Genomic DNA, 23,063 nt, shown 5'->3' with positions numbered 1-23,063 from the left:
CAGAGCGATGCACCATCGATCGAGCAGTGCCCACCATCCGCTGGGTCTGCGAAGTTGCCCCTGCCTGGGTATGCCGACCCTTCGTACGAATAACAACATGAGGGGTTTTGCCATGCCTGTTGTCCAGTCCTTGCCGCGTGTAGTCCCAGCCATTCTCTTGCTAGCCTTGAGCGCGCCTGCCAGTGCGGAGTTGGGTGATTACAACTTCTGGCAGAGTTTGAGCAATCTGGTCTCGCCGCCCAAGGCCGATAATCCGGTGACGCCTGCGCAGCGTGTCGGACCGTACCCGCTGCTGGCCAACCCCAGTGGCTTCAAGAGCGGCTTCAATCCCGGCAACTACTACGGCTGGCAAACGATTCAGATGGCGCCACAGACCGGTGCGGTGTGCGGCAATGGCTCGCCCTACAAGTTCTTCATCAATCGTGTGCCGAACACGCGCAATACCATCGTTTATCTGGAAGGTGGTGGCGCCTGCTGGGATTACGCCAGTTGCAGTGGGCAAAGCGGTATTCGTGGCGCGCGCAATCCCGACGGGATTGCCAATGACTACATGTCGCTGCTCAACCCCGGCGCCAGTCTGGTGAGTCCTTTCGTTGTGCGTCTGCATCCCTGGACGCGCGTCAAGACGCAGAACTGGAACATGGTCTACGTGCCGTACTGCACGGGCGATATCTACTCCGGCGACAAGGTGGCGATCTACGAAGACCCGCAGGGGGAAAATCCGCCGCTGGTATGGCACCACAACGGCTTGCGCAACATGCGTGCGGTGGCGGGGTGGCTGAAGGACAATCTGCCGCGACCGACCCAGATGCTGACCACGGGATGCAGTGCCGGCGGTGCGGGCAGCCTGACCAACTACGCCAACCTGCGCCAGGATATCGCGCCGGATCGGGGTTACCTGATCAACGATTCCGGGCCCGTCTATACCGCGCTGGCTGGCGACAACCAGGCTTATCCTTCCTACCCACTGCAGACCCTGATCCGTCAGGCCTGGGGCCTCGATGCCGCGCAGGGGCCGTTGCAGTACCTGCAGGCGCGCCTGCCGGGTTTCACCAGCAACGACCTGGGCAGCCTGTATCCGGCGCTTTCAAGCAATCTGCCGGGTGATCGCATGGGGCACACGCATTTCTGGCAGGACCTGAACTATTCGTCCTATTCCTACGAGCGCTTCTACGCGGAGATCATCAATGCGCCGACTCAGGCTGCCAAGGAGGCGCTGATCAAGCAGCGCTGGGCGACGGACACCACGCGCCTGCGCAGCCAACTGGCGAGCCTGGGCAATGTCGGTGGTTATTTCCCGCAGTTCCGTAACGTCAACGAAAGCCACTGCACCAGCATCATCGAGTTCGCCAACTCCGATATCCAGGAGCAGAATCTGCAGCTGGACAACTTCGTCAGCAGCGTCCTCGATGGCAGCGGGCAGGTACTGGATGCTTCGGAAAGCAGCGATGTGGCCGATCGCAACAAGCAATTCAATCTGCTCTATTACCTGCTGGACCAGTTGCTCTGAGCAGACGCGAAAGCCACGCGGCGGCAGCCTGGGTTGTCGCCGCGTTCAGCCATCCGGGGTTTGTTGGTAATTGCGCTCGCGAGCTTCTTGCAGGCGTTGCCTGAGGTATTGGTCGCGAGTGAGTCCATCGGGAATGTTCTGCAGGCCGAGAACTTCCTCGACGATAGTGCTTTCCTCGGCCTTGTAGCGCTCGAAATTCGGGTCAGATCGCTGCGCCAGTTTGGCCTCACGCTCAGCGCTGATGGCCTGGTAACGCTCGATCAGCGCTTCGGCGCGTCTCTTTTGCTCGTTTTCGTCTTGGCTGACTGCCTTGATCAGGGCGATCTGCAGCAGCAGGGCCTCGCTCAGTGCCAACTCGCCTCGGCGCTCCAGCGCATCGACGCCCTCACTCAATGCCTGCGCTTGAGTCTCGCGACTGTTGCTGTCGAGTTCCTTGGCATGCTCGATGAACCCTCTGTAGCGCCGATGAAAGTCCAGGCGCCGTTCCTGTTGCTGGACTTCGGGCCTTGCCAGCAGGTGCATCTGCTCGGGGCTGAGGTCGATTGGCGCTGACGCGGCGATGTCTTGCGTAAATGGCTGCGCTGGTGCTTGCTCTCGCGGCGAGATGGCAGGCTCTTCGGCGGTGGGGCGTTGCCAGTACCAGGCGAGTGTCACGCTGCCTATCACAATGCAACTGCCGAACAGCAGGGTGGAACGGAGCATGGGCAGTCCTTGCGCGAGTCGATTGCCTTTCAGCGTAGAAGCTGCAGCCGCGCCTTGCCTGTTCATGCATCGAATAGGTGGCTGCACCCTCTCACCTGGGGCGAGAGGGTGCAGGCGTGTGGATCAGAACAGCGGTTTGCCGTCCTCGCGGGTGACGATCACGGTGGCCGAGCGCGGGCGGCGGCCGGGGCCGTCCGGCCAGGTGCTGCGGAAATCCGTCGGAGTCGAGCCTTCGCCCGGGTGCTGGATGTTGACGAACAGCGTGCGGAAGTCCGGTGTGGCGGTAATGCCAGTGACTTCGCAGCCCACGGGGCCGACCAGGAAGCGCTTGACCTCGCCGGTGGTCGGCTCGGCAACCAGCATCTGGTTGTTGCCGAACGGGCCGCTGGCGAGCTGGCTGCCGCTCATGTCGGTCTGGATCCACAGCCGGCCATCGTCGTCGAACCACAGGCCGTCCGGGCTGGCCAGGCGGTTGTCGGCGGTCAGCGGTTTGCCGTTGGGGTCGAGGCTGTCGTTCTCCGGCCCGGCCAGCAGGAACAGGCTCCAGACGAACTCACGGCCAGCATAGTCGCGGCTCTGCTCGCGCCAGCGGATGATGTGACCGAAGGCATTGGCCGGGCGCGGGTTGGCGGCGTCGGCGACGGTGCGCGAGCTGTTGTTGGTGAGGGTGAAGTAGACGTCGCCGTTGTTCGGGTTCACCGCCCCCCATTCCGGGCGATCCATCTTGGTGGCACCGACGATGTCGGCAGCCAGGCGGGTGTTGATCAGCACCTCGCCCTGGTCGGCGAAGCTGACCCCGGCAGCCCTGCAGGCGGCCTGGAAGGCCTTGTCCTTGATGTCCAGGGCCAGCCATTCACCCTTGCCGTTGGCTTTGAAGCGCGCCACGTAGAGGGTGCCCTCATCGAGCAGGCTGCCGTTGCTGCGACCCGGTATGTACCTGCCGCGGCTGACGAACTTGTAGATGTACTCGTTCTGCGAGTCATCGCCGGAATAGCAGACCACCGGGCGACCCGGCTTGACCGGAGCGAACACCAGACCCTCGTGGGCGAAACGGCCCAGTGCGGTGCGCTTGACCGGGGCCGATTCCGGCGCGAAGGGATCGATCTCGACGATCCAGCCGAAGTGGTTCGGTTCGTTGCGGTAGTCGCCTGCGGCCTCGGCGGCCAGGCGGGTGGCGTTGAAGCGCTGGAATTCGTCGCCGGCCAGGTGATCCCAGCCGTAGCGGCTGGCGCTGCCGACGCCGTAGCGGGTCATTTCACGCGGGCGTTCGGCGTCGCCACTGGCGAAATAACCGGCCCAGTTCTCCTCGCAGGTCAGGTAGGTGCCCCAGGGCGTGAAGCCGTTGGCGCAATTGTTCAGTGTGCCGCGGGTGGCGGTGCCGTCGGGGCTGTAGTGGGTCTGCAGCAGGGCGTGGCCGCGTACCGGGCCGCTGATCTGCATCGGCGTGGCACCGGTGATGCGGCGGTTGCGGGCGCTGGGCAACACCTCCCATTGGCCGCGTACGCGGCGCACTTCCACCACCGAAACCCCGTGGGCGTTGATTTCCTTGCGCACTTCATCGGCACTGCTGCGCTTGCCGCCGACCAAGGTGGGACCGTTGGGGTGCAGCAGTGGGGCGTCGATGTACTCGTGGTTGAGAACCAGCAGGCCGTGGTCGCTCTTGTGACCGCCGCCGCGCTGACCATCGATGGGAAAGAAGTGCATGCCGTCATGGTGCATGCCGATCTGGTCGGCCTGATCCGCGGCACTGTTGCCGGCGTTGTCGAGAAAGGCCGGGAAGCTGCCGCGAATCGGCGTGCCCCATGGGATGAAGGTGGTGGCCTTGTAGCCGGCCGGCACGCTGATGGTGTCGGCGCGAGTCACCGCCACCGGGTTGAACGGCAGACGTTTGCTGCGTTTCTTCAGGCGTTCGAGCAGGTCCTTGATCGGGTTGCCGGCGGCCTCGGCACTGCCGGGCATGGCGACGCCGAGAAAGCCCATGACGCCGAGCGCAGCGCCGCCGGCCACCACCTGACGGCGGCTCAGGCCGGCCTCGATCAGGTCGTTGATATGAGGGTTGCTGGAGGCATTGCTGAGCGGTTCATCGCCATTGCCGAATAGCACGTCTTGCTCTTGTTCGTTGCGCATGGAGGGCTCCTGGGGAGGCTGATCGACGGAGCCATGACGCTAACCAAGGAAAACGACGGAATAGTGACAGCGCCTGTGCGCTGTTGCACAAAACTGCTCGGAGGGTGGCGATCGTCCCTCTGCTTGGCGCCGCTTCGTAGGCTGTCGCGAGGTCGCCCAGGCATTGCGCACCAAGGCCGTTGGAAACGATTGGTGCGCCGCGCACCTATTTGCTAGGCATAAAAAAGCCCCGGCAAAGCCGGGGCGGATTAGGCAAACAGACTGCTGCGGATGCGTGGTCCGCAGCAGGAGAACCGTTCTTAGTGGAACTGGTTCATGGTGTTGTCTTTACCGCTCGCCTTCAGAGCTGCTTCGCCAGCGAAGTACTCCTTGTGGTTGTCGCCGATGTCGGAGCCAGCCATGTTCTGGTGCTTGACGCAGGCGATACCCTGACGCAGTTCCTGACGCTGCACGCCTTTCACGTAGGCCAGCATGCCCTGGTCGGCGAAGTAACCCTTGGCCAGGTTGTCAGTCGACAGAGCTGCGGTGTGGTAGGTCGGCAGGGTGATCAGGTGGTGGAAGATGCCAGCCTGAGCCGAACCGTCGCGCTGGAAGGTACGGATCTTCTCGTCGGCAACCTGGGCCAGTTCGGTTTCGTCGTACTCGACGCTCATCAGCTTGGCGCGGTCGTAGGCGGAAACGTCCTTGCCTTCGGCAACCATGGCATCGAACACCTGCTGACGGAAGTTCAGGGTCCAGTTGAACGATGGGCTGTTGTTGTACACCAGCTTGGCGTTCGGGATGGTCTTGCGGATTTCGTTGACCATGGCCGCGATCTGGCCAACGTGCGGCTTCTCGGTTTCGATCCACAGCAGGTCAGCACCGTTCTGCAGGCTGGTGATGCAGTCCAGTACGCAGCGCGCTTCGCCGGTGCCAGCACGGAACTGGAACAGGTTAGACGGCAGACGCTTGGGACGCAGCAGCTTGCCGCCGCGGTTGATCACGACATCGCCGTTGCCCAGGTCGGCAGCAGACACTTCTTCGCAATCGAGGAAGCTGTTGTACAGGTCGCCCAGGTCGCCCGGCTCGTTGGTCACGGCGATCTGCTTGGTCAGGCCGGCACCCAGGGAGTCGGTACGCGCAACGATCACGCCGTTGTCGATGCCCAGCTCGAGGAACGCGTAGCGAACGGCAGCGATCTTGGCGAGGAAGTCGGCGTGAGGAACGGTCACTTTACCGTCCTGGTGGCCGCACTGCTTCTCGTCGGAAACCTGGTTCTCGATCTGGATGCAGCACGCACCGGCTTCGATCATGCGCTTGGCCAGCAGGTAGGTGGCTTCCGGGTTACCGAAGCCAGCGTCGATGTCGGCGATGATCGGCACGATGTGGGTTTCGTGGTTGTCGATCTGGTTCTGGATTTCGGCAGCCTTGGCCTGGTCGCCAGCTGCGCGAGCAGCGTCCAGAGCGGTGAACAGCAGGTCCAGTTCGCGGCTGTCGGCCTGACGCAGGAAGGTGTAGAGCTCTTCGATCAGGTCGGAGACGGCGGTTTTCTCGTGCATCGACTGGTCCGGCAGCGGGCCGAAGTCAGAGCGCAGAGCAGCGACCATCCAACCGGACAGGTAGAGGTAGCGCTTGTTGGTGGTTTTCAGGTGCTTCTTGATCGAAATCAGCTTCTGCTGACCGATGAAGCCGTGCCAGCAACCCAGCGACTGGGTGTAGACGGAGGAGTCGGCGTCGTACTCTTCCATGTCCTTGCGCATGATGTCAGCAGTGTACTGAGCGATTTCCAGACCGGTCTTGAAGCGGTTCTGAGCGCGCATACGGGCGACGGACTCGGGGTTGATAGCGCTCCAGCTGCTGCCGAACTTCTCTTTCAGAGCGGCTACAGCCTTGATGTCGTTTTGATATGCGGACATGGTCAATCCTTCAAAAAATGTGTTGGTTGAGCACCGACTACCCACGCAATGCGTGCACGGATGCAGCGGCTGCGGGAGGCTTCCACTTTGACGGCGAGAAACGGCTGGGGCGAGGATTGACCGCGAGGAGGGGGGATGTGGCGAACAGTTCGAGAACGTCGCATAGGCCGGTCGGCTCGTGGAAACCTTGGGCATCTGCTGGGCTTTCGATCTGTCTGACGCTAAACGCTTCCCCGTCCCTCAGGACAACTTCGTTCCAGTCGCAACCTCGTCGTACGGCCTTGTGGGCTGTTGGGACACGGACCGTTGCGAAGTACTTCGCGGGCGGTCTGGAGATCCTTTTCAGGACCCCTGGCTAGCGGGAGCGAGGCCATCATGCCTCTGGGAAAATGCTTCGTCAAACGTTTTGTAGTGGTTTTTTAAAACTACTACATATTCAGTCGGCGACTGGATGGTCACACTCGGCAGCCCATGGGGCGGGCGTTTCAGGCATTTCGCGGGTTGCGCGAGTTGTCCATCGTTCTTGCGAGGGAAAGGGATTCGACTTTGGTCGGGGTGTCAGTCGATCGCTTCGACCTTCAGGCGCAGCGACATGTCTTCGCGGCCCTGGGTGGTGTGTCGGCGCAACACATCACGGCCGCTGGAGCTGGTTTCCTCGCTGACGCCACTCAGGGTAATCCACTCGCCGAGACGACCGCTGACGCGCGTGTCGGTACTTTGCACATCGATCACGCCGGGGCGGCTGTTGCTGACGCGATCACGCTGACTGCTGATGGCAACGTGTACCAGTTCGCCAGAGAGGCTGGCTGTCACGTAGAAGCCGCGGGTCACGTCGCGGTACTGGGTGTCCTGGTAGACCCGGCCGTAAGGGCCGGTACTGGTGGTGGTCAGCGGTACGCTCTGGCCAACCTGAATCAGTGCCGGATAGCCCTCGGTGGCCTGTACCTGCTGGGTGCCGCCGCCACGGCTGTCGGTGCTGCGGCGGATGATGCGCACCTGGTCGCGACCGTTCACTTCGCCGCGGCCGACCTGGACTTCGGCATTGCCGGCGCTGAGCGTGCCATCGACGCGATAGCCGCGGTCGTTCTGGTAATTGCTGTCGGCGCTCTCCACGGTGATCAGCAGGCGACGCGGGCGGGTGTCGAGTTGCTGCAACAACACGCGAACTTCGCCGATTTTTGCCGGGGAGGCGTTGACGATCAGCTGGTTGCCGTAGGCGCTGACCTTGCCCTCGTTACCAAGCATCGACTGCACCACGCCGAGTACATCGTCGGCGGTGCGGTAATTCAGCGGGATCACTTCGGTAGCCGCTTGCAGCGGCAGGCACAGGCCGAGAAGCAGGGCAGCGAACAGCGTGCGCAGGGTCATAGCAGGAAACTCCGCAGATCAGGGTCGGTGATGCTGGTGTCCCAGGCCTGGTCGAACTGGGTTTGGCGTTGGCGCGCGCGCGCCGGATCATTGTACAGGGCATAGCCCGCCTGCTGATCGAGTTCCGGGCGCAAGAACAGCCCTCTGTCATCGGCGATCAGGTAGGCCAGCTCATCGCTGGCGTAATCCGGATTGAGTTTGCGGATATGCAGGTTGGAGGACAGGCGGCGCGACAGGGCGAGCAGGCGATGACCTTCCTTCACGGCGCGGGTCGGGTCACGCAGCAGGATGCGCAGGCGCGCCCGTGGGCTGTTCAGCAGAAAACGCGTGCAGGCCTGTTGCACGCTGCTGTGGTGATAGAGCCAGGGCTCCAGGTCATCGCTGTACAGGCACAGGTTGCGCTGCGCCTGCTGGATCAGGGCGAGAACGTGAGCGCGCGCTTGCTGGGGCTGGCTGAAGCGCTCCAGGCGCTCGTGCTCGCCCAGGACGAAGGGGGCCGGCTCCCATTGCGCCGTATCCGGCGTGATGGGGGCGGGGTTGTGCACGGCAAAACGCCCCGGCGACTCGAATTCGATAGCCGCCAGTTCAATGGGATCTGGCGTATCGATCGGTTCGACCGGGGCGTGTTTGTCGTTCATTTCGGTCTCTACTGGCTGCTGCGCACCATATCCACGTGCGGTATGCCGGCGTCGAGGTACTCGTCGCTGACAATCCTGAAGCCTAGCCTTTCATAGAATGGCGTGGCGTGCACCTGAGCGGTGAGCATTTGCTGATGCAGGCCGCGCTTTTCCGCTTCGGCAATCACCGCCTGCATCAGTTTTTCGCCCACTTTCAGGCCGCGCCAGTCCTTGAGCACCGAAACGCGACCGATATGGCCATCGGGCAGCAGGCGCGCGGTACCGACCGGGTAATCACCTTCTTCGGCGAGAAAGTGCACGGCGTCGGTATCTTCGGCGTCCCATTCCAGCTCCGGCGGTACCGATTGCTCGGCGACGAAAACGCTGTCGCGGATACGACGAAGCTCGGCATTGTCCCTATGCCAGTCCGCGACACGGACAGTGATCTCACTCATCGGCAAATCCCAGGCTGCCTTGCTTGACCAGTTCCCATAGCAGGGTACGCCCCTCGTCGTCGGCCAGCCAGGCGCCGAGGTTTTCCACATGTAACGCATCGGCGCTGCAGATCAGCTTCAGCAGCTCGCGCAGGCGGGCGGAAACCAGGCGGCTCTGGCCGCTGGCGAACAGCACCAGGTCTTCGCCGACTTCCGACCAGGCCATGCGCGCGCTGGGGTTGCGGATGAGGATCGCGCCATCTTCCAGTGCGCCGAGGAAGTCCTCTTCCTCGATCTCGATGCCGGCGACCAGCTCCGGGTACTTGGGCTCGGTCATGAACTGGCCGAACCAGGTCATCAGCAGACGTTCGTCGCTCATATGCTCGTTGAGCAGGGCCTTGAGGCGTTCCAGGGCGTCGCGCTGGATCTGGTTGGGATCCTCGCTCGGCTGGATGTCGGCATCGCTGTAACGCTCTTCGTCGGGCAGGAACTGGCCGAGGAAGTCGGTGAAATGGGTCAGTACTTCGGCGGCGCTCGGCGCGCGGAAGCCCACGGAATAGGTCATGCAATCATCCTCAGCGGTGCCACAGTGGGCGAGGCATGGCGGCAGGTAAAGCATGTCGCCGGGTGCCAGCACCCATTCATCGGTTGGTTCGAATTGAGCCAGGATCTTCAGATCGGCGTGGGGGAGCAGCGGGCTGTCGGCATCGCACATCTGGCCAATTTGCCAGCGGCGATGACCATGAGCCTGCAGCAGGAATACGTCGTAGTTGTCGAAATGCGGGCCGACGCCGCCACCGGGCGCGGCGAAGCTGATCATCAGGTCGTCGATGCGCCACTTGGGCAGGAACTTGAAGTCCTCCAGCAGCTCGGCCACTTCCGGGACGAACTGATCGACGGCCTGGACCAGCAGGGTCCAGTCGCGCTCGGGCAGGTCCTGGAAGGTGTCTTCGTTGAACGGGCCACGCTGCAGTTCCCAGGGGCGCTCGCCATGCTCGATCACCAGGCGCGACTCGACTTCCTCTTCCAGCGCCAGGCCGGCCAGTTCGTCCGGGCTGATCGGGCTTTCGAAGTCGGGAATGGCTTGACGTACCAGCAGCGGTTTCTTCTGCCAGTAGTCGCGCAGGAATTCACGGGCTGTGAGGCCACCCAGCAATTGCAGCGGAGTATCAGGATTCATCAGTAAGCCCTTGAAATAGATAAAAACCTTAAAACAAAAACGCCCGGCTCAGCCGGGCGTCCTCGAGGCTGGTGTCGCTCAGATGCGCTTGGCCTGGGCCACGGCGTTGCCGATGTAGCGCGCCGGAGTCAGTTGCTTGAGCTCTTCCTTGGCGGCGGCCGGCATGTCCAGGCCGTCGATGAAGGCCAGCAGAGCCTCTGGGCTGATGCCCTTGCCGCGAGTCAGCTCCTTGAGCTTCTCGTACGGGTTCTCGATGGCGTAGCGGCGCATGACGGTCTGGATCGGCTCGGCGAGCACTTCCCAGCAGGCATCCAGATCTTCAGCAATTTTCTGAGCATTGAGCTCCAACTTGCTGATTCCCTTGAGACTGGCCTCGTAAGCGATGACGCTGTGAGCGAAGCCGACACCCAGGTTACGCAGCACGGTGGAGTCGGTCAGGTCGCGCTGCCAGCGGGAGATCGGCAGCTTGCTGGCCAGGTGCTGGAAGATGGCGTTGGCGATGCCCAGGTTGCCTTCGGAGTTCTCGAAGTCGATCGGGTTGACCTTGTGCGGCATGGTCGAGGAGCCGATCTCACCGGCGACGGTCTTCTGCTTGAAGTAACCGAGGGAGATGTAACCCCAGACGTCGCGGTCGAAGTCGATCAGGATGGTGTTGAAGCGGGCGATGGCGTCGAACAGCTCGGCGATGTAGTCGTGCGGTTCGATCTGGGTGGTGTAGGGGTTGAAGGTCAGGCCCAGGTCACCTTCGATGAACTGACGCGCGTTGGCTTCCCAGTCGATGCTCGGGTAGGCCGACAGGTGCGCGTTGTAGTTGCCCACGGCGCCGTTGATCTTGCCCAGCAGCGGTACGGCGGCGACCTGAGCGATCTGCCGCTCCAGGCGGTAGACGACGTTGGCCAGTTCCTTGCCCAGGGTGGTCGGCGAGGCCGGCTGGCCATGGGTACGCGACAGCATCGGCACGTCGGCGAATTTCACCGCCAGTTCGCGAATGGCGCCTGCCAGTTGCTTCATCAGCGGCAGCAGCACGTTGTCACGGCCTTCGCGCAGCATCAGGGCGTGGGACAGGTTGTTGATGTCCTCGCTGGTGCAGGCGAAGTGGATGAACTCGCTGACCTTGTCCAGTTCCGGCAGCTTGGCGGCCTGCTCCTTGAGCAGGTACTCCACGGCCTTGACGTCGTGGTTGGTGGTGCGCTCGATTTCCTTGACGCGCTCGGCGTGCTCGACGGCGAAGTTCTCCGCCAGTTCGTTGAGCAGGGCGTTGGCTTCGGCGGAGAAGGGCGCCACTTCTGGGATGCCTTCGTGGGCAGCCAGGCGCTGCAGCCAGCGCACTTCGACCAGTACTCGGCTGCGGATCAGGCCGTATTCGCTGAAGATGGGGCGCAGGGCGCTGGTTTTGCCGGCGTAGCGGCCGTCGACGGGGGAAACCGCGGTGAGCGAGGAAAGCTGCATGTGGGCGTTCTCGGGCTGTCGGGCTGAAAAGCCATCCTGGGTCACTGCGCATCGCGCCGGCTTCGATGAAGCGGGCTCTAGCTCAGGTGCCGGGACGACCTCTGACGAAAAGGGCGCATATCATACATGAAAACCGGCGCTTGGCCGCCTATGCCCTGCGTCTTGCGACCGATAACAGACTGGCGGCGAAGATCAATGCCGCGCCGAGCAGCGACAGGGTGTCTGGCGTCTCGCCCCAGAGCAGCCAGGCAATGATGCCGGCGAAGACGATGGCCAGGTACGCGACCGGACCGATCAGCCCGGGCGGAGCCAGGCCGTAGGCGCGTGACATGATCACCTGGCTGGCGGTGGCCAGCAGGCCGATGCCCAGCAGCCAGCTCAGCTGCGTGGAATCGAGCGGTTGCCAGCTCCAGGTCAGCGGGATGGCGGAGAACAGCGCGCTGAACAGCGAGAAATAGAAGACGATGCGCGTCGCTGGCTCGCTATCGCTCATTTCGCGGATGGAGACGAAGGCGAAGGCCGCCAGCAGGCTGGCTGCCAGGCCGAACAGCGCGGGCCCCTCGAACAGTGCAGCGCTGGGCTTGGCCACCAGCAGCACCCCGCACAGGCCGATCAGGCTGCTGACCAGCATGCGCCGAGTCAGTGGTTCCTTGAGCCAGATGTGCGCGATCAGCGGCGTGAACACCGGCGCCGAGTAGGTGAACAGCATGGCGTCGGCCAGCGGTAGGTGGGCAATGGCGTAGAAAAAACAGTACATCGCCGCCAGGCCGTAGGTGGTGCGCCAGAGATGGGATTTCAGTCGCGTCGTACGTAGCGGGCGAACGCCGCGCACCAGCAGCAGGGGCAGGAAGAACAGCACGCCGACCAGGTTGCGGAAGAACACCACCGACTCGTTGTTGACGCTGGCGGAGATTTCGCGAATGCCGACCCCGGTGAAGGCGAACAGCAGCGCCGAGAGCGCCAGCAGCAGGGCACCCTGAAGGGGTTTTACGCTGCGGCTGGCGGGCTCCATGGTCAGCTTCGCGTCAGTTCGTAGAGCTCTTTGAGCAGCTTGCTCCGGCTGAACACCAGCTGCCAGCGGTGACCGCCGAGCTGACGCCACAGGCGCGCCGAGCGGATGCCGGCCAGCAGCAGGGCGCGGATTTTCGCGGCGTTGTTCGGCTGCTGCAGAAAGCGCATGTCGCCGTGCACCTGAATGCGCTGGCGGAAGGTGCTGATGGTGTCCTGATACAGGCCGCCGCATGCGGCGATGACGTTGTCATGGACCAGGCCGAAATGCTCGACCTGTTGCTGGATCTGATCCAGCCGGCTGCCCATGATCTGCAACATGTCGCCGCGCTTGTCCAGCTGTCGCTCCAGGCCGATCATTGCCAGCGCATAGCGCAGCGGTTCGCGCTGCAGGGCGGACGGATTGCGCTCCAGCGAGCTGATCAGCGCGCGATAGCCGTCACGCAGGTTGAGGTCGTCGCCGCCGTATACGTCCAGCGTGCTTTTCGGGTCGCGTACCAGCAGGCTGCCGAGCATGCAGCCCATAGAGGCTTCGCTGACCTGGCCGGTGCGGGCGATCTTGTCGGCCAGGGAGGCTGCTTCGAAGACGGCGCCAAGCGCGACCAGCTGTTCCTGAATCGGGCTCATCGGGCGTCCTCGTACCAGGCTTCGGCCGTTTCGATCACGCCGCCGCCCAGGCACACCTCGCCGTCATAGAACACCACGGACTGACCGGGTGTGACGGCGCGCTGCGGCTCGTCGAACACGGCACGATAGCCGTTCTCGGTCTTCTCCAGGATGCAGCGCTGGTCGCTCTGGCGGTAACGCACCTTGGCGGTCAGGCGGCGCGGGACGCTCAGGTCCAGCGGGTTGACCCAGTAGATGTCCGAGGCGAGCAGGGCGCGCGAGAACAGCCAGGGGTGTTCGTTGCCCTGACCGACGACCAGCACGTTGCGCGTCAGGTCCTTGCGCAGCACGTACCAGGGATCGTCGCCGGCGTCCTTGAGGCCGCCGATGCCGAGGCCCTGACGCTGGCCGATGGTGTGGTACATCAAGCCATGATGACGGCCGATGACCTCGCCGGTGGTGGTTTCGATATCGCCCGGCTGCGCCGGCAGGTACTGCTTGAGAAAGTCGCTGAAGCGGCGCTCGCCGATGAAGCAGATCCCGGTCGAGTCCTTCTTCTTCGCCGTGGCCAGCTCGTATTTCTCGGCAATGGCGCGTACCTGTGGTTTTTCCAGCTCGCCGACCGGGAACAGGGTCTTGGCGATCTGCTCGCCGCCCACGGCATGGAGGAAGTAGCTCTGGTCCTTGTTCGGGTCCAGGCCCTTGAGCAGCTCGGTGCGGCCGTCGACATCGCGGCGGCGCACGTAGTGGCCGGTGGCGATCAGGTCGGCGCCGAGCGACAGGGCGTAGTCGAGGAAGGCTTTGAACTTGATCTCGCGGTTGCACAGGATGTCCGGGTTCGGCGTGCGTCCGGCCTTGTATTCGGCAAGGAAATGCTCGAACACGTTGTCCCAGTACTCGGCGGCGAAGTTGGCGGTGTGCAGCTTGATGCCGATGCGATCGCATACGGCCTGGGCGTCGGCCAGGTCATCCATGGCGGTGCAGTATTCGGTGCCGTCGTCTTCGTCCCAGTTCTTCATGAACAGGCCTTCGACCTGGTAGCCCGCCTCGATCAGCAGCAGGGCGGAAACGGACGAATCGACGCCGCCGGACATGCCGACGATCACGCGTTGGGTGCTAGGTGCTTGCATGGGAGTCTGCGAGTGAAGCCTGAAAAGTTGCCGAGTCTACCAGAAAGCCCGCGCCCGTAGCCCGGATGAAATCCGGGAAGAGCACGACAGGCATCCCCGGATTTCATCCGGGCTACGCTTAGTCACGCACCAGCTCCAGAGAACCTCGGATGCCGGCCAGGTAATCATCCACGCAGCGCAGCACCAGCTCGCTGCGCCAGCGCTCGGGCTGTGCGGCCAGTTCATCGCGTGTAAGCCAGGTGATGCCACTGATATCGCTGTCCAGCTCGCGCTCCGGATCATGGCGAACGGGGCGGGCGCTGAAGCAGACGCGCTGATAGGTCACGCCATTGCTCGGCGCGGTATAGAGATAGATGCCGAGCAGGGCGGTGAGCTCCACGTCCCAGCCGGTCTCCTCGAGGGTCTCGCGTAGCGCGGCTTCGCGTATCGATTCATTGGCTTCCAGGTGCCCGGCTGGTTGGTTGAGCACCATGCGACCGGCCTTGAACTCTTCGACGAACAGGAAACGGCCATCGTCTTCGATCACCGTCGCCACGGTGATATGGGGTTGCCACTCCATTTCGGTGCTCCAAAAAACGATCAGCGTGCAGGATTCTGTAGGAGCGAGCTCTGCTCGCGAAAAAGCGTCGCGAGCAGAGCTCGCTCCTACAATATTGTCTATGTCCCTAAATAAAGAACCCCGGCGCAAGGCCGGGGTTCTTTTGACACTCAAGCCTTATCAGGCGTTCAGTGCAGCCAGAGCGGCGTTGAAGGTGTTGCTCGGGCGCATCACCTTGCTGGTCAGCTCGGGGTTGGAGCGATAGTAGCCACCGATTTCGACCGGCTTGCCTTGTACGGCAGCCAGTTCGCCAACGATGGTCGCTTCCTGCTCGGTCAGTTGCTTGGCCAGCGGGGTGAAGCGGGCTTTCAGCTCGGCATCGTCATTCTGCTCGGCCAGGGCTTGCGCCCAGTACAGTGCCAGGTAGAAGTGGCTGCCACGGTTGTCGATCTCGCCGACCTTGCGCGCGGGGGACTTGTTATTGTCCAGCAGCTTGCCGGTGGCTTGATCCAGGGTCTTGCCCAGTACCTTGGCCTTGGCGTTGTTGGTCTTGATGCCGGTTTCTTCCAGCGACACGGCCAGGGCCAGGAACTCGCCCAGGGAGTCCCAACGCAGGTAGTTCTCTTCGACCAGCTGCTGCACGTGCTTGGGGGCCGAGCCGCCGGCGCCGGTTTCGTACATGCCGCCGCCGGCCATCAGCGGCACGATGGACAGCATCTTGGCCGAAGTGCCCAGCTCCATGATCGGGAACAGGTCGGTCAGGTAGTCACGCAGTACGTTGCCGGTCACCGAGATGGTGTCCTGGCCACGGATCATGCGCTCCATGGAGACGCGGATGGCTTCGTTGTAGCCCATCATGCGGATGTCCAGACCGGTCAGGTCGTAATCCTTGAGGTACAGCTCGACCTTCTTCTGCAGTTCGCGGTCGTGGGCGCGTTCCGGGTCCAGCCAGAAGATGGCCGGGGTTTCGGACTGACGGGCGCGGGTAACGGCCAGCTTGACCCAGTCGCGAATCGGCGCGTCCTTGGTCTGGCAGGCGCGCCAGATGTCACCGGCTTCGACCTGGTGCTGCATCAGCACGGTGCCGTCGGCAGCCACGACGCGCATGGTGCCGTCGGCGGTCATTTCGAAGGTCTTGTCGTGGGAGCCGTACTCTTCGGCCTTCTGCGCCATCAGGCCGACGTTCGGCACGGTGCCCATGGTGGTCGGGTCGAACGCACCGTTGGTTTTGCAGAAGTTGATCATTTCCTGATAGATGCGCGCGTAGGTGCTCTCAGGCATGACGGCCTTGGTGTCTTTCTGCTTGCCGTCCTTGCCCCACATCTGGCCGGAGTTGCGGATCATCGCCGGCATCGAGGCGTCGACGATGACGTCGCTCGGGATGTGCAGGTTGGTGATGCCCTTGACCGAATCGACCATGGCCATTTCCGGGCGATGGGCATAGACCTCGTGGATGTCGTGCAGGATTTCTTCCTGCTGCGAGGCCGGCAGCGACTTGATCTTGTCGTAGACGCTGCTGATACCGTTGTTCGGGTTGACGCCCAGTTCCTTGAACAGCTCGCCGTACTTGTCGAACACGTCCTTGTAGTAAACGCTGACAGCGTGGCCGAAGACGATCGGGTGGGAGACCTTCATCATGGTCGCCTTGACGTGCAGGGACCACATCACGCCAGTTTCCTTGCAGTCTTGCAGGGTCTTCTCGAAGAAGTCACGCAGCTTGCGGCAGCTCATGAACATGCTGTCGAACACTTCGCCTTCCTGCAGGGCGAGTTGTTTCTTGACTTCGACCTTGCCGTCCTTGCCGACGAATTCGATGCGCACGTCACCGGCCTTGGCCATGGTGATCGATTGCTCGCTGGAGAAGAAGTCGCCGCCGCGCATGTAGTCGGCGTGGGACTGCGAAGCCATGCTCCACTTGCCCATGCTGTGCGGGTGCTTGCGGGCATAGGCCTTGACTGCGGCTGGAGCGCGGCGGTCAGAGTTGCCTTCACGCAGAACCGGGTTCACGGCGCTGCCCAGGATCTTGGCGTAGCGGGCGCGAACTTCCTTGTCTTCGTCGTTCTGCGGATCTTCCGGGAAATCCGGAATGTTATAGCCCTGAGCCTGCAGCTCGGCGATGGCGGCCTTGAGCTGAGGGACGGAAGCGCTGATGTTCGGCAGTTTGATGATGTTGGCGTCGGCTTGCAGAGTCAGCTCGGCCAGTTTGGCCAGGTCGTCATCGATGCGTTTGTCGGCGTCCAGGCGGTCGGCAAAGCTTGCCAGAATCCGTCCAGCAAGAGAGATGTCGCGGGTTTCAACGGAGATGTCAGCCGAGGCGGCAAAGGCTTCTACAATTGGCAGAAGCGAATAGGTAGCGAGGGCCGGAGCTTCGTCGGTGAAGGTGTAGATGATCTTCGAAGGGGTGGACATTTAGGGTTAACTCTCTTCTTTGCTGAGCGCGCATAGAAACTCGACCTGCGCGGGTAGGCGCTTGAGCCCCATGATGGCGGGCCGGGTCGAGGACTCGCCGCGGTGATGTTGGATGCACCCGTAGAGTGTCGAGCATTTCGAGCCGGCAGACAGTGGTGGCCGTTTACCGGGTTCAAGAGGTTGCTGCCTGGTTCCAGACGGGTCGCCCCTTATGACTCGTTAGTCACCTAAGCAGTATACCACTGCGACACCTCGCCACAGAATGCCCAGTTGCATAAGACCTTTGCACATGTGTCTCCGCGAGCGGTTTGCGCTACTCTCGGGAGTGCCTGTCTAACCACAAGATGGAGTCCAGCATGGGATACCAAAAGATCCAGGTGCCAGCCAGCGGTGACAAAATCACCGTCAACGCCGATATGTCGCTGACTGTTCCGGATAACCCGATCATCCCGTTCATCGAGGGTGATGGAATTGGCGTCGATATTTCTCCGGTGATGATCAAGGTCGTAGACGCTGCCGTCGAAAAAGCCTACGGCGGCGCTCGCAAGATCTCCTGGATGGAAGTTTACGCCGGTGAGAAAGCCACTCAGGTTTACGATCAGGACACCTGGCTGCCGAAAGAAACCCTCGAGGCTGTACGTGATTATGTGGTTTCGATCAAAGGCCCGCTGACCACGCCTGTTGGCGGCGGTATTCGCTCATTGAACGTGGCCTTGCGCCAGGAGCTCGACCTCTACGTCTGCCTGCGCCCGGTGCGTTGGTTCGAAGGCGTGCCAAGTCCGGTGAAGAAGCCGGGCGACGTCGATATGGTGATCTTTCGCGAGAACTCCGAGGACATCTACGCTGGCGTCGAGTGGAAAGCTGGCAGTCCTGAAGCCCAGAAGGTCATCAAATTCCTCACCGAGGAAATGGGCGTCAAGAAGATCCGTTTCACCGACATGTGCGGTATCGGCATCAAGCCGGTTTCCGAGGCGGGCACCAAGCGCCTGGTGCGCAAGGCGCTGCAATATGCCGTGGACAATGACCGCAGCTCGGTGACCCTGGTGCATAAAGGCAACATCATGAAGTTCACCGAAGGTGCCTTCAAGGAATGGGGCTACGAGATCGCCCGCGAGGAATTCGGCGCCGAGTTGCTCGACGGCGGCCCGTGGATGCAGTTCAAGAATCCGCGCACCGGCAAGAGCATTGTGGTCAAGGACGTGATCGCCGACGCCATGCTGCAGCAGATCCTGCTGCGTCCGGCCGAATATGATGTGATCGCCACGCTCAACCTCAACGGTGACTACCTGTCCGACGCCCTGGCGGCGGAGGTCGGCGGCATCGGTATCGCGCCGGGCGCCAACCTGTCCGACTCGGTGGCCATGTTCGAGGCGACGCACGGCACAGCGCCGAAGTACGCCGGTCAGGACAAGGTCAACCCAGGTTCGGTCATTCTCTCCGCCGAGATGATGCTGCGTCACATGGGCTGGGCCGAAGCGGCCGATCTGATCATCAAGGGCACCAACGGCGCCATCGCCGCCAAGACTGTGACCTACGACTTCGAGCGTCTGATGGAGGGTGCGAAGCTGATGTCGTGCTCCGAGTTCGGCGATGCGATGATCAGCCATATGTGATCAGTTCACTGATCGACAGCGTGAAAAAGGCCGGTCATATGACCGGCCTTTTTGTGTTCAGCACATCCATGTGCTTCGCCCCTTCGGGGCTTGCGCGCAAAAACGCTCTCGGCGTTTTTGTGGCTGCAGGAGACTCAGACTTCGACAGTGCTCGCGATATTTTGCGCCTGGGGTACGGCCACGGGGGCGTCCTGGTTGGCGGTAACCGCGCTGATATTGATGGCATGCAGTCCTTTGGGGCCTTGCACGATCTCGAAGCGGACCGGCTGGCCGGCCTTTAATGTCTTGTAACCGTCCATCTGGATAGCCGAGTAGTGGGCGAACAGGTCCTCATCTCGGCCGTCGGCCAGGATGAATCCATAGCCTTTGGCGTTGTTGAACCACTTGACCTTACCGCTGAGCATGCTGATATCCCTCTGCAAAGGACTCCATCTCTGGAGTATCATCCACTTCGATTCCACGCGATAACCGACCAGGCTGGGCGAAGGCGTGGAATCCCTGATACCCACCAGTGGGTATTCATTTGTTGTAACACCCTTTTGCCGTTAGTCAAGGCTATACGGCGGATGGCTGAGAACTCAGTCAAACTCCCTCTAGCATCCCCGTTCGCCCGGCCTTGAACCTCTGATTTCAGCATGCATGCAAGTAGCCAGATTCGACTAACATTCAATCAGGATCACCCGGCAGAGCATGAGGATGACTCCTCTGGTATTGCTGTTCAGGAATCCAAGCCAGCATTGCAGGCACCACCGATGTACAAGGTGGTCTTATTCAATGACGACTACACCCCGATGGATTTCGTCGTCGAAGTGCTCGAAACGTTTTTCGGCATGAACCGGGAGCTGGCGACCAAGATCATGCTGGCCGTCCATACAGAAGGGCGTGCGGTGTGCGGTGTGTACACCCGTGATATTGCGGAGACCAAGGCAATGCAGGTCAACCAGTACGCGCGAGAGAGCCAGCATCCGCTACTCTGTGAAATAGAGAAGGACGGTTAACGCCGGCCACTTGGGTATGAGGTGAAGCTATGTTGAATCGAGAGCTCGAAGTCACCCTCAATCTGGCTTTCAAGGAGGCCCGTGCCAAGCGTCATGAATTCATGACGGTCGAGCATCTGCTGCTCGCCTTGCTGGATAATGAAGCGGCGGCCAGCGTTTTAAGGGCCTGTGGGGCCAACCTCGACAAGCTGCGCCATGATTTGCAGGAGTTCATCGACTCCACCACGCCGCTGATTCCTCAGCATGATGAAGACCGCGAAACGCAGCCAACGCTTGGCTTTCAGCGCGTCCTGCAGCGTGCGGTATTCCATGTGCAGAGCTCCGGCAAGCGTGAAGTGACCGGCGCCAACGTGCTTGTCGCGATCTTCAGCGAGCAGGAAAGCCAGGCCGTTTTCCTGCTCAAGCAGCAGAGCGTGGCCCGTATCGATGTGGTCAACTACATCGCCCACGGTATCTCCAAGGTGCCTGGGCATGGCGATCAGCACGAAAATGATCAGGACATGCAGGATGATGAGGGCGGCGAGTCCTCCGCCTCTGGCAATCCGCTGGATGCCTACGCCAGCAACCTCAATGAGTTGGCTCGTCAGGGGCGTATCGATCCACTGGTCGGTCGCGAGCATGAGGTCGAGCGTGTTGCGCAGATTCTCGCTCGCCGGCGCAAGAACAACCCACTGTTGGTAGGTGAGGCCGGTGTTGGCAAGACAGCAATCGCTGAAGGCCTGGCCAAGCGCATCGTCGACGAGCAGGTACCTGACCTGCTGGCTGATAGCGTGGTGTATTCGCTGGATCTCGGTGCGCTGCTGGCGGGTACCAAGTACCGTGGTGACTTCGAGAAGCGCTTCAAGGCGCTGCTCAACGAGCTGCGCAAAAGGCCGCATGCCATCCTCTTCATCGACGAGATCCACACCATCATTGGTGCCGGTGCGGCGTCAGGCGGGGTGATGGATGCATCCAACCTACTCAAGCCGATGCTGTCGTCCGGTGAGATTCGCTGCATAGGTTCGACCACCTTCCAGGAATTTCGCGGCATCTTCGAGAAGGACCGCGCGCTGGCGCGGCGCTTCCAGAAAGTCGACGTGGTCGAGCCTTCCGTGGAGGATACCGTGGGTATCCTCAGGGGGCTCAAGGCGCGCTTCGAGCAGCACCATCACATCGAATACAGCGACGAAGCCCTGCGTGCAGCGGCCGAGTTGGCTGCGCGCTACATCAACGATCGCCACATGCCGGACAAGGCTATCGACGTGATCGACGAGGCGGGGGCTTACCAGCGCCTGCAACCGGAAGAAAAGCGTGTGGCGCGTATCGAGGTGGCGCAGGTCGAGGACATCGTGGCCAAGATCGCGCGGATTCCGCCGAAGCACGTGTCCAGTTCCGACAAGGAGCTGCTGCGTAATCTGGAGCGCGATCTGAAACTCACGGTATTCGGTCAGGACGCCGCCATCGACTCGCTGGCAACCGCGATCAAGCTGTCGCGTGCAGGCCTCAAGGCGCCGGACAAGCCGGTCGGCTCCTTCCTGTTCGCCGGTCCTACTGGTGTCGGCAAGACCGAGGCCGCACGGCAGTTGGCCAAGGCCATGGGTATCGAGCTGGTGCGTTTCGACATGTCCGAGTACATGGAGCGCCACACCGTGTCGCGCCTGATCGGTGCGCCGCCCGGTTACGTCGGTTTCGATCAGGGTGGCCTGCTGACCGAGGCGATCACCAAGCAGCCGCACTGCGTATTGCTGCTCGATGAAATCGAGAAAGCGCACCCGGAAGTCTTCAATCTGCTGTTGCAGGTCATGGACCACGGCACGCTGACTGACAACAACGGGCGCAAGGCGGACTTCCGCAATGTGATCCTGATCATGACCACCAACGCCGGTGCGGAAACCGCCTCGCGTGCGTCGATCGGCTTCACCCAGCAGGATCACTCCACCGATGCCATGGAAGTCATCAAGAAGAGCTTCACGCCGGAGTTCCGCAACCGCCTGGATACCATCATCCAGTTCGGCCGCCTGAGTCACGAGACCATCAAGAGCATTGTCGACAAGTTCCTCACCGAACTGCAGGCACAGCTGGAGGACAAGCGTGTCACGCTGGAAGTCAGTGATGCGGCGCGCGGCTGGCTGGCCGAGCGTGGTTACGATGTGATGATGGGCGCGCGGCCGATGGCGCGTTTGATTCAGGACAAGATCAAGCGTCCGCTGGCAGAGGAGATCCTCTTTGGCGAACTGGCCGAGCATGGCGGTGTGGTACACATCGACGTCAAGGATGGTGAGCCCAGCTTCGAGTTCGAGACGGCGGCAGAGGTCGCCTGATCGAATGGCCTCAGGTCACTGAAAGCCTTGATGGCTTTCGGTGAATCAACGAAAACGCCCGGCATATGCCGGGCGTTTTCGTTTGGTGCTTGGCTTAACGGGCGCGGTAGGTGATGCGGCCCTTGCTCAAGTCATAAGGTGTCAGCTCAACGCGCACCTTGTCACCAGTGAGAATGCGGATGTAGTTCTTGCGCATCTTGCCGGAGATGTGCGCGGTAACGACGTGCCCGTTTTCCAACTCCACGCGGAACATGGTGTTGGGCAGGGTGTCGACGACAGTGCCTTCCATTTCGAAGCTGTCTTCTTTCGACATGCAGTAAAGCCCTCGGTATCCAGGAAATGGCCCGGTGCAACTGGCGCCAGGCAAAAGCGGCGTGCATTGTGCCCGAAAACAGGGTGCTGCGCCAAGTGGCTTGGATTGTCGAGCTTGCCGGGTGGCTGGCAGAGGAGCTAGGTAAGCAGTGTCCAGCGCTGATTGACGAAGAGTTCGATCGGGCGGTACTGGGTCTTGTAGTTCATTTTTCGACAGTTTTTGATCCAGTAGCCGAGATAGACGGCCTCCAGTCCCAGGCGCTCGGCTTCGCCGATTTGCCAGAGGATGGCGAATCGCCCCAGGCTGCGGCGTTCTTCGGTGGGGTCATAGAAGGTATAAACCGCTGACAGGCCGTTTGGTAGAACGTCGGTGACCGCAATGGCGACCAATCTGCCCTGTAGGCGAAACTCGTAGAAGCGTGAGAATGGCAGGTCGCGAATCAGAAAGGTCGAGAACTGGTCGCGACTCGGTGGATACATGTCGCCGTCGGCGTGACGTTGCTCGATGTAACGCACATAGAGCGCGTAATACTCTTCAGTGAACGCCGGGCGCACGCAACGGACGACGATGTCTTCATTGCGCTTGAGAATGCGCCGTTGCTGGCGGTTCGGCGTGAAGCGCGCAGCCGGAATGCGGGCAGGGATGCAGGCGGTGCATTGCTGGCAATGTGGGCGGTAGAGGTGGTCGCCGCTGCGGCGAAAGCCCATTTCTGAAAGTTCTGCGTAGACCAATACATCCATGGGCTGACTGGGATCGAGAAACAGGGTGGTGGCCTGCTCCTCCGGCAGATAGCTGCATGGATGTGGTTGAGTGGCGTAGAACTTCAGGCGGGCCAGCTCGGTCATGGCGATGTCTCGGGAAAGCCT

Annotated in this window: 20 protein-coding genes; 4 read left to right on the top strand and 16 right to left on the bottom strand. The window is 61.7% G+C overall.

Features of this window, described 5'->3' with window-relative positions:
- The first annotated feature begins 112 nt into the window (after positions 1-112).
- A complete protein-coding gene (locus BLR77_RS13770; RefSeq protein WP_074678649.1) occupies positions 113-1,510 on the top strand; it encodes a pectin acetylesterase-family hydrolase in 1,398 nt (465 codons plus the stop codon).
- A 45-nt stretch (positions 1,511-1,555) separates the two neighbouring features.
- Here BLR77_RS13770 and BLR77_RS13765 read toward each other — a convergent pair whose 3' ends face one another.
- The 13 genes from BLR77_RS13765 to BLR77_RS13705 form a co-directional block, all read right to left on the bottom strand.
- Positions 1,556-2,212 (bottom strand): hypothetical protein, encoded by a 657-nt coding sequence (locus BLR77_RS13765; RefSeq protein ID WP_074678648.1) that lies wholly within the window; start codon positions 2,210-2,212, stop codon positions 1,556-1,558.
- 123 nt (positions 2,213-2,335) lie between these two features.
- A complete protein-coding gene (locus BLR77_RS13760; protein ID WP_074678647.1) occupies positions 2,336-4,339 on the bottom strand; it encodes a PhoX family protein in 2,004 nt (667 codons plus the stop codon).
- Between the two features lie 299 nt (positions 4,340-4,638).
- A complete protein-coding gene (locus BLR77_RS13755) occupies positions 4,639-6,234 on the bottom strand; it encodes an isocitrate lyase (RefSeq protein WP_074678646.1) in 1,596 nt (531 codons plus the stop codon).
- A gap of 558 nt (positions 6,235-6,792) precedes the next feature.
- On the bottom strand, positions 6,793-7,602 hold the full coding sequence (locus BLR77_RS13750; protein WP_074678644.1) for a secretin N-terminal domain-containing protein: 810 nt from the start codon (positions 7,600-7,602) through the stop codon (positions 6,793-6,795).
- Positions 7,599-8,240 (bottom strand): DUF7931 domain-containing protein, encoded by a 642-nt coding sequence (locus BLR77_RS13745; protein ID WP_074678643.1) that lies wholly within the window; start codon positions 8,238-8,240, stop codon positions 7,599-7,601. Before BLR77_RS13745 ends, BLR77_RS13750 begins: the two co-directional genes overlap by 4 nt.
- Before the next feature lie 8 nt (positions 8,241-8,248).
- Positions 8,249-8,674, bottom strand: coding sequence for a GNAT family N-acetyltransferase (locus BLR77_RS13740; protein ID WP_074678642.1), 426 nt, complete (start codon positions 8,672-8,674; stop codon positions 8,249-8,251).
- Positions 8,667-9,833: a ribosomal protein uL16 3-hydroxylase gene (locus BLR77_RS13735; protein WP_021489191.1), complete on the bottom strand. Its 1,167-nt coding sequence runs from the start codon at positions 9,831-9,833 to the stop codon at positions 8,667-8,669. The genes BLR77_RS13740 and BLR77_RS13735 overlap by 8 nt, the downstream gene beginning before the upstream one ends.
- Before the next feature lie 78 nt (positions 9,834-9,911).
- Complete coding sequence (purB, locus tag BLR77_RS13730; RefSeq protein ID WP_074678640.1) at positions 9,912-11,282, bottom strand: adenylosuccinate lyase; 1,371 nt, start codon at positions 11,280-11,282, stop codon at positions 9,912-9,914.
- A gap of 148 nt (positions 11,283-11,430) precedes the next feature.
- Positions 11,431-12,294: a DMT family transporter gene (locus tag BLR77_RS13725; protein ID WP_074678638.1), complete on the bottom strand. Its 864-nt coding sequence runs from the start codon at positions 12,292-12,294 to the stop codon at positions 11,431-11,433.
- A 2-nt stretch (positions 12,295-12,296) separates the two neighbouring features.
- The gene (gene hflD, locus BLR77_RS13720) at positions 12,297-12,917 is read right to left on the bottom strand and encodes a high frequency lysogenization protein HflD (RefSeq protein WP_074678636.1); all 621 of its coding nucleotides are present in this window, start codon (positions 12,915-12,917) and stop codon (positions 12,297-12,299) included.
- A complete protein-coding gene (mnmA, locus tag BLR77_RS13715) occupies positions 12,914-14,026 on the bottom strand; it encodes a tRNA 2-thiouridine(34) synthase MnmA (RefSeq protein WP_074678634.1) in 1,113 nt (370 codons plus the stop codon). The genes hflD and mnmA overlap by 4 nt, the downstream gene beginning before the upstream one ends.
- A 118-nt stretch (positions 14,027-14,144) precedes the next feature.
- Positions 14,145-14,585, bottom strand: coding sequence for an NUDIX hydrolase (locus BLR77_RS13710; protein WP_074678632.1), 441 nt, complete (start codon positions 14,583-14,585; stop codon positions 14,145-14,147).
- A 159-nt stretch (positions 14,586-14,744) separates the two neighbouring features.
- Positions 14,745-16,973 carry an NADP-dependent isocitrate dehydrogenase gene (locus BLR77_RS13705; protein ID WP_074678629.1) on the bottom strand — a complete coding sequence of 743 codons (2,229 nt, stop codon included), beginning with the start codon at positions 16,971-16,973 and terminating at the stop codon, positions 14,745-14,747.
- 356 nt (positions 16,974-17,329) lie between these two features.
- Here BLR77_RS13705 and icd point away from each other — a divergent pair, with 356 nt between their 5' ends.
- Positions 17,330-18,586, top strand: coding sequence for an NADP-dependent isocitrate dehydrogenase (gene icd / locus BLR77_RS13700; protein ID WP_074678627.1), 1,257 nt, complete (start codon positions 17,330-17,332; stop codon positions 18,584-18,586).
- Positions 18,587-18,720: 134 nt separating this feature from the next.
- Here icd and cspD read toward each other — a convergent pair whose 3' ends face one another.
- Complete coding sequence (cspD, locus tag BLR77_RS13695) at positions 18,721-18,990, bottom strand: cold shock domain-containing protein CspD (protein ID WP_072424088.1); 270 nt, start codon at positions 18,988-18,990, stop codon at positions 18,721-18,723.
- A gap of 231 nt (positions 18,991-19,221) precedes the next feature.
- Between cspD and clpS the strand changes: the two genes are divergently transcribed.
- Complete coding sequence (clpS, locus tag BLR77_RS13690) at positions 19,222-19,584, top strand: ATP-dependent Clp protease adapter ClpS (RefSeq protein ID WP_003460431.1); 363 nt, start codon at positions 19,222-19,224, stop codon at positions 19,582-19,584.
- Between the two features lie 29 nt (positions 19,585-19,613).
- Positions 19,614-21,884, top strand: coding sequence for an ATP-dependent Clp protease ATP-binding subunit ClpA (gene clpA, locus BLR77_RS13685; RefSeq protein ID WP_074678625.1), 2,271 nt, complete (start codon positions 19,614-19,616; stop codon positions 21,882-21,884).
- Between the two features lie 94 nt (positions 21,885-21,978).
- On the opposite strand, the gene infA is transcribed toward clpA, so the two are convergent.
- Together infA and BLR77_RS13675 are read right to left on the bottom strand one after the other, a co-directional pair.
- Entirely contained in the window at positions 21,979-22,197 is a 219-nt protein-coding gene (gene infA / locus BLR77_RS13680; RefSeq protein ID WP_002553999.1) for a translation initiation factor IF-1, read from the bottom strand.
- A 137-nt stretch (positions 22,198-22,334) separates the two neighbouring features.
- Positions 22,335-23,042, bottom strand: coding sequence for an arginyltransferase (locus BLR77_RS13675; protein WP_074678623.1), 708 nt, complete (start codon positions 23,040-23,042; stop codon positions 22,335-22,337).
- Between the last annotated feature and the right edge of the window lie 21 nt (positions 23,043-23,063).

Origin of the sequence: Ectopseudomonas alcaliphila, from assembly GCF_900101755.1 — a bacterium.
In the GTDB taxonomy this organism is placed as follows: Bacteria; Pseudomonadota; Gammaproteobacteria; order Pseudomonadales; family Pseudomonadaceae; genus Aquipseudomonas; species Aquipseudomonas alcaliphila.
This window is presented reverse-complemented; position numbering and strand designations above follow the sequence as displayed.

Bases quoted from the DNA above. Each gene is read 5' to 3' on its own strand.
- BLR77_RS13770 (WP_074678649.1), top strand. From the start codon at position 113: ATGCCTGTTGTCCAGTCCTTGCCGCGTGTAGTCCCAGCCATTCTCTTG.
- BLR77_RS13765 (WP_074678648.1), bottom strand. From the start codon at position 2,212: ATGCTCCGTTCCACCCTGCTGTTCGGCAGTTGCATTGTGATAGGCAGC.
- BLR77_RS13760 (WP_074678647.1), bottom strand. From the start codon at position 4,339: ATGCGCAACGAACAAGAGCAAGACGTGCTATTCGGCAATGGCGATGAA.
- BLR77_RS13755 (WP_074678646.1), bottom strand. From the start codon at position 6,234: ATGTCCGCATATCAAAACGACATCAAGGCTGTAGCCGCTCTGAAAGAG.
- BLR77_RS13750 (WP_074678644.1), bottom strand. From the start codon at position 7,602: ATGACCCTGCGCACGCTGTTCGCTGCCCTGCTTCTCGGCCTGTGCCTG.
- BLR77_RS13745 (WP_074678643.1), bottom strand. From the start codon at position 8,240: ATGAACGACAAACACGCCCCGGTCGAACCGATCGATACGCCAGATCCC.
- BLR77_RS13740 (WP_074678642.1), bottom strand. From the start codon at position 8,674: ATGAGTGAGATCACTGTCCGTGTCGCGGACTGGCATAGGGACAATGCC.
- BLR77_RS13735 (WP_021489191.1), bottom strand. From the start codon at position 9,833: ATGAATCCTGATACTCCGCTGCAATTGCTGGGTGGCCTCACAGCCCGT.
- purB (WP_074678640.1), bottom strand. From the start codon at position 11,282: ATGCAGCTTTCCTCGCTCACCGCGGTTTCCCCCGTCGACGGCCGCTAC.
- BLR77_RS13725 (WP_074678638.1), bottom strand. From the start codon at position 12,294: ATGGAGCCCGCCAGCCGCAGCGTAAAACCCCTTCAGGGTGCCCTGCTG.
- hflD (WP_074678636.1), bottom strand. From the start codon at position 12,917: ATGAGCCCGATTCAGGAACAGCTGGTCGCGCTTGGCGCCGTCTTCGAA.
- mnmA (WP_074678634.1), bottom strand. From the start codon at position 14,026: ATGCAAGCACCTAGCACCCAACGCGTGATCGTCGGCATGTCCGGCGGC.
- BLR77_RS13710 (WP_074678632.1), bottom strand. From the start codon at position 14,585: ATGGAGTGGCAACCCCATATCACCGTGGCGACGGTGATCGAAGACGAT.
- BLR77_RS13705 (WP_074678629.1), bottom strand. From the start codon at position 16,973: ATGTCCACCCCTTCGAAGATCATCTACACCTTCACCGACGAAGCTCCG.
- icd (WP_074678627.1), top strand. From the start codon at position 17,330: ATGGGATACCAAAAGATCCAGGTGCCAGCCAGCGGTGACAAAATCACC.
- cspD (WP_072424088.1), bottom strand. From the start codon at position 18,990: ATGCTCAGCGGTAAGGTCAAGTGGTTCAACAACGCCAAAGGCTATGGA.
- clpS (WP_003460431.1), top strand. From the start codon at position 19,222: ATGCATGCAAGTAGCCAGATTCGACTAACATTCAATCAGGATCACCCG.
- clpA (WP_074678625.1), top strand. From the start codon at position 19,614: ATGTTGAATCGAGAGCTCGAAGTCACCCTCAATCTGGCTTTCAAGGAG.
- infA (WP_002553999.1), bottom strand. From the start codon at position 22,197: ATGTCGAAAGAAGACAGCTTCGAAATGGAAGGCACTGTCGTCGACACC.
- BLR77_RS13675 (WP_074678623.1), bottom strand. From the start codon at position 23,042: ATGACCGAGCTGGCCCGCCTGAAGTTCTACGCCACTCAACCACATCCA.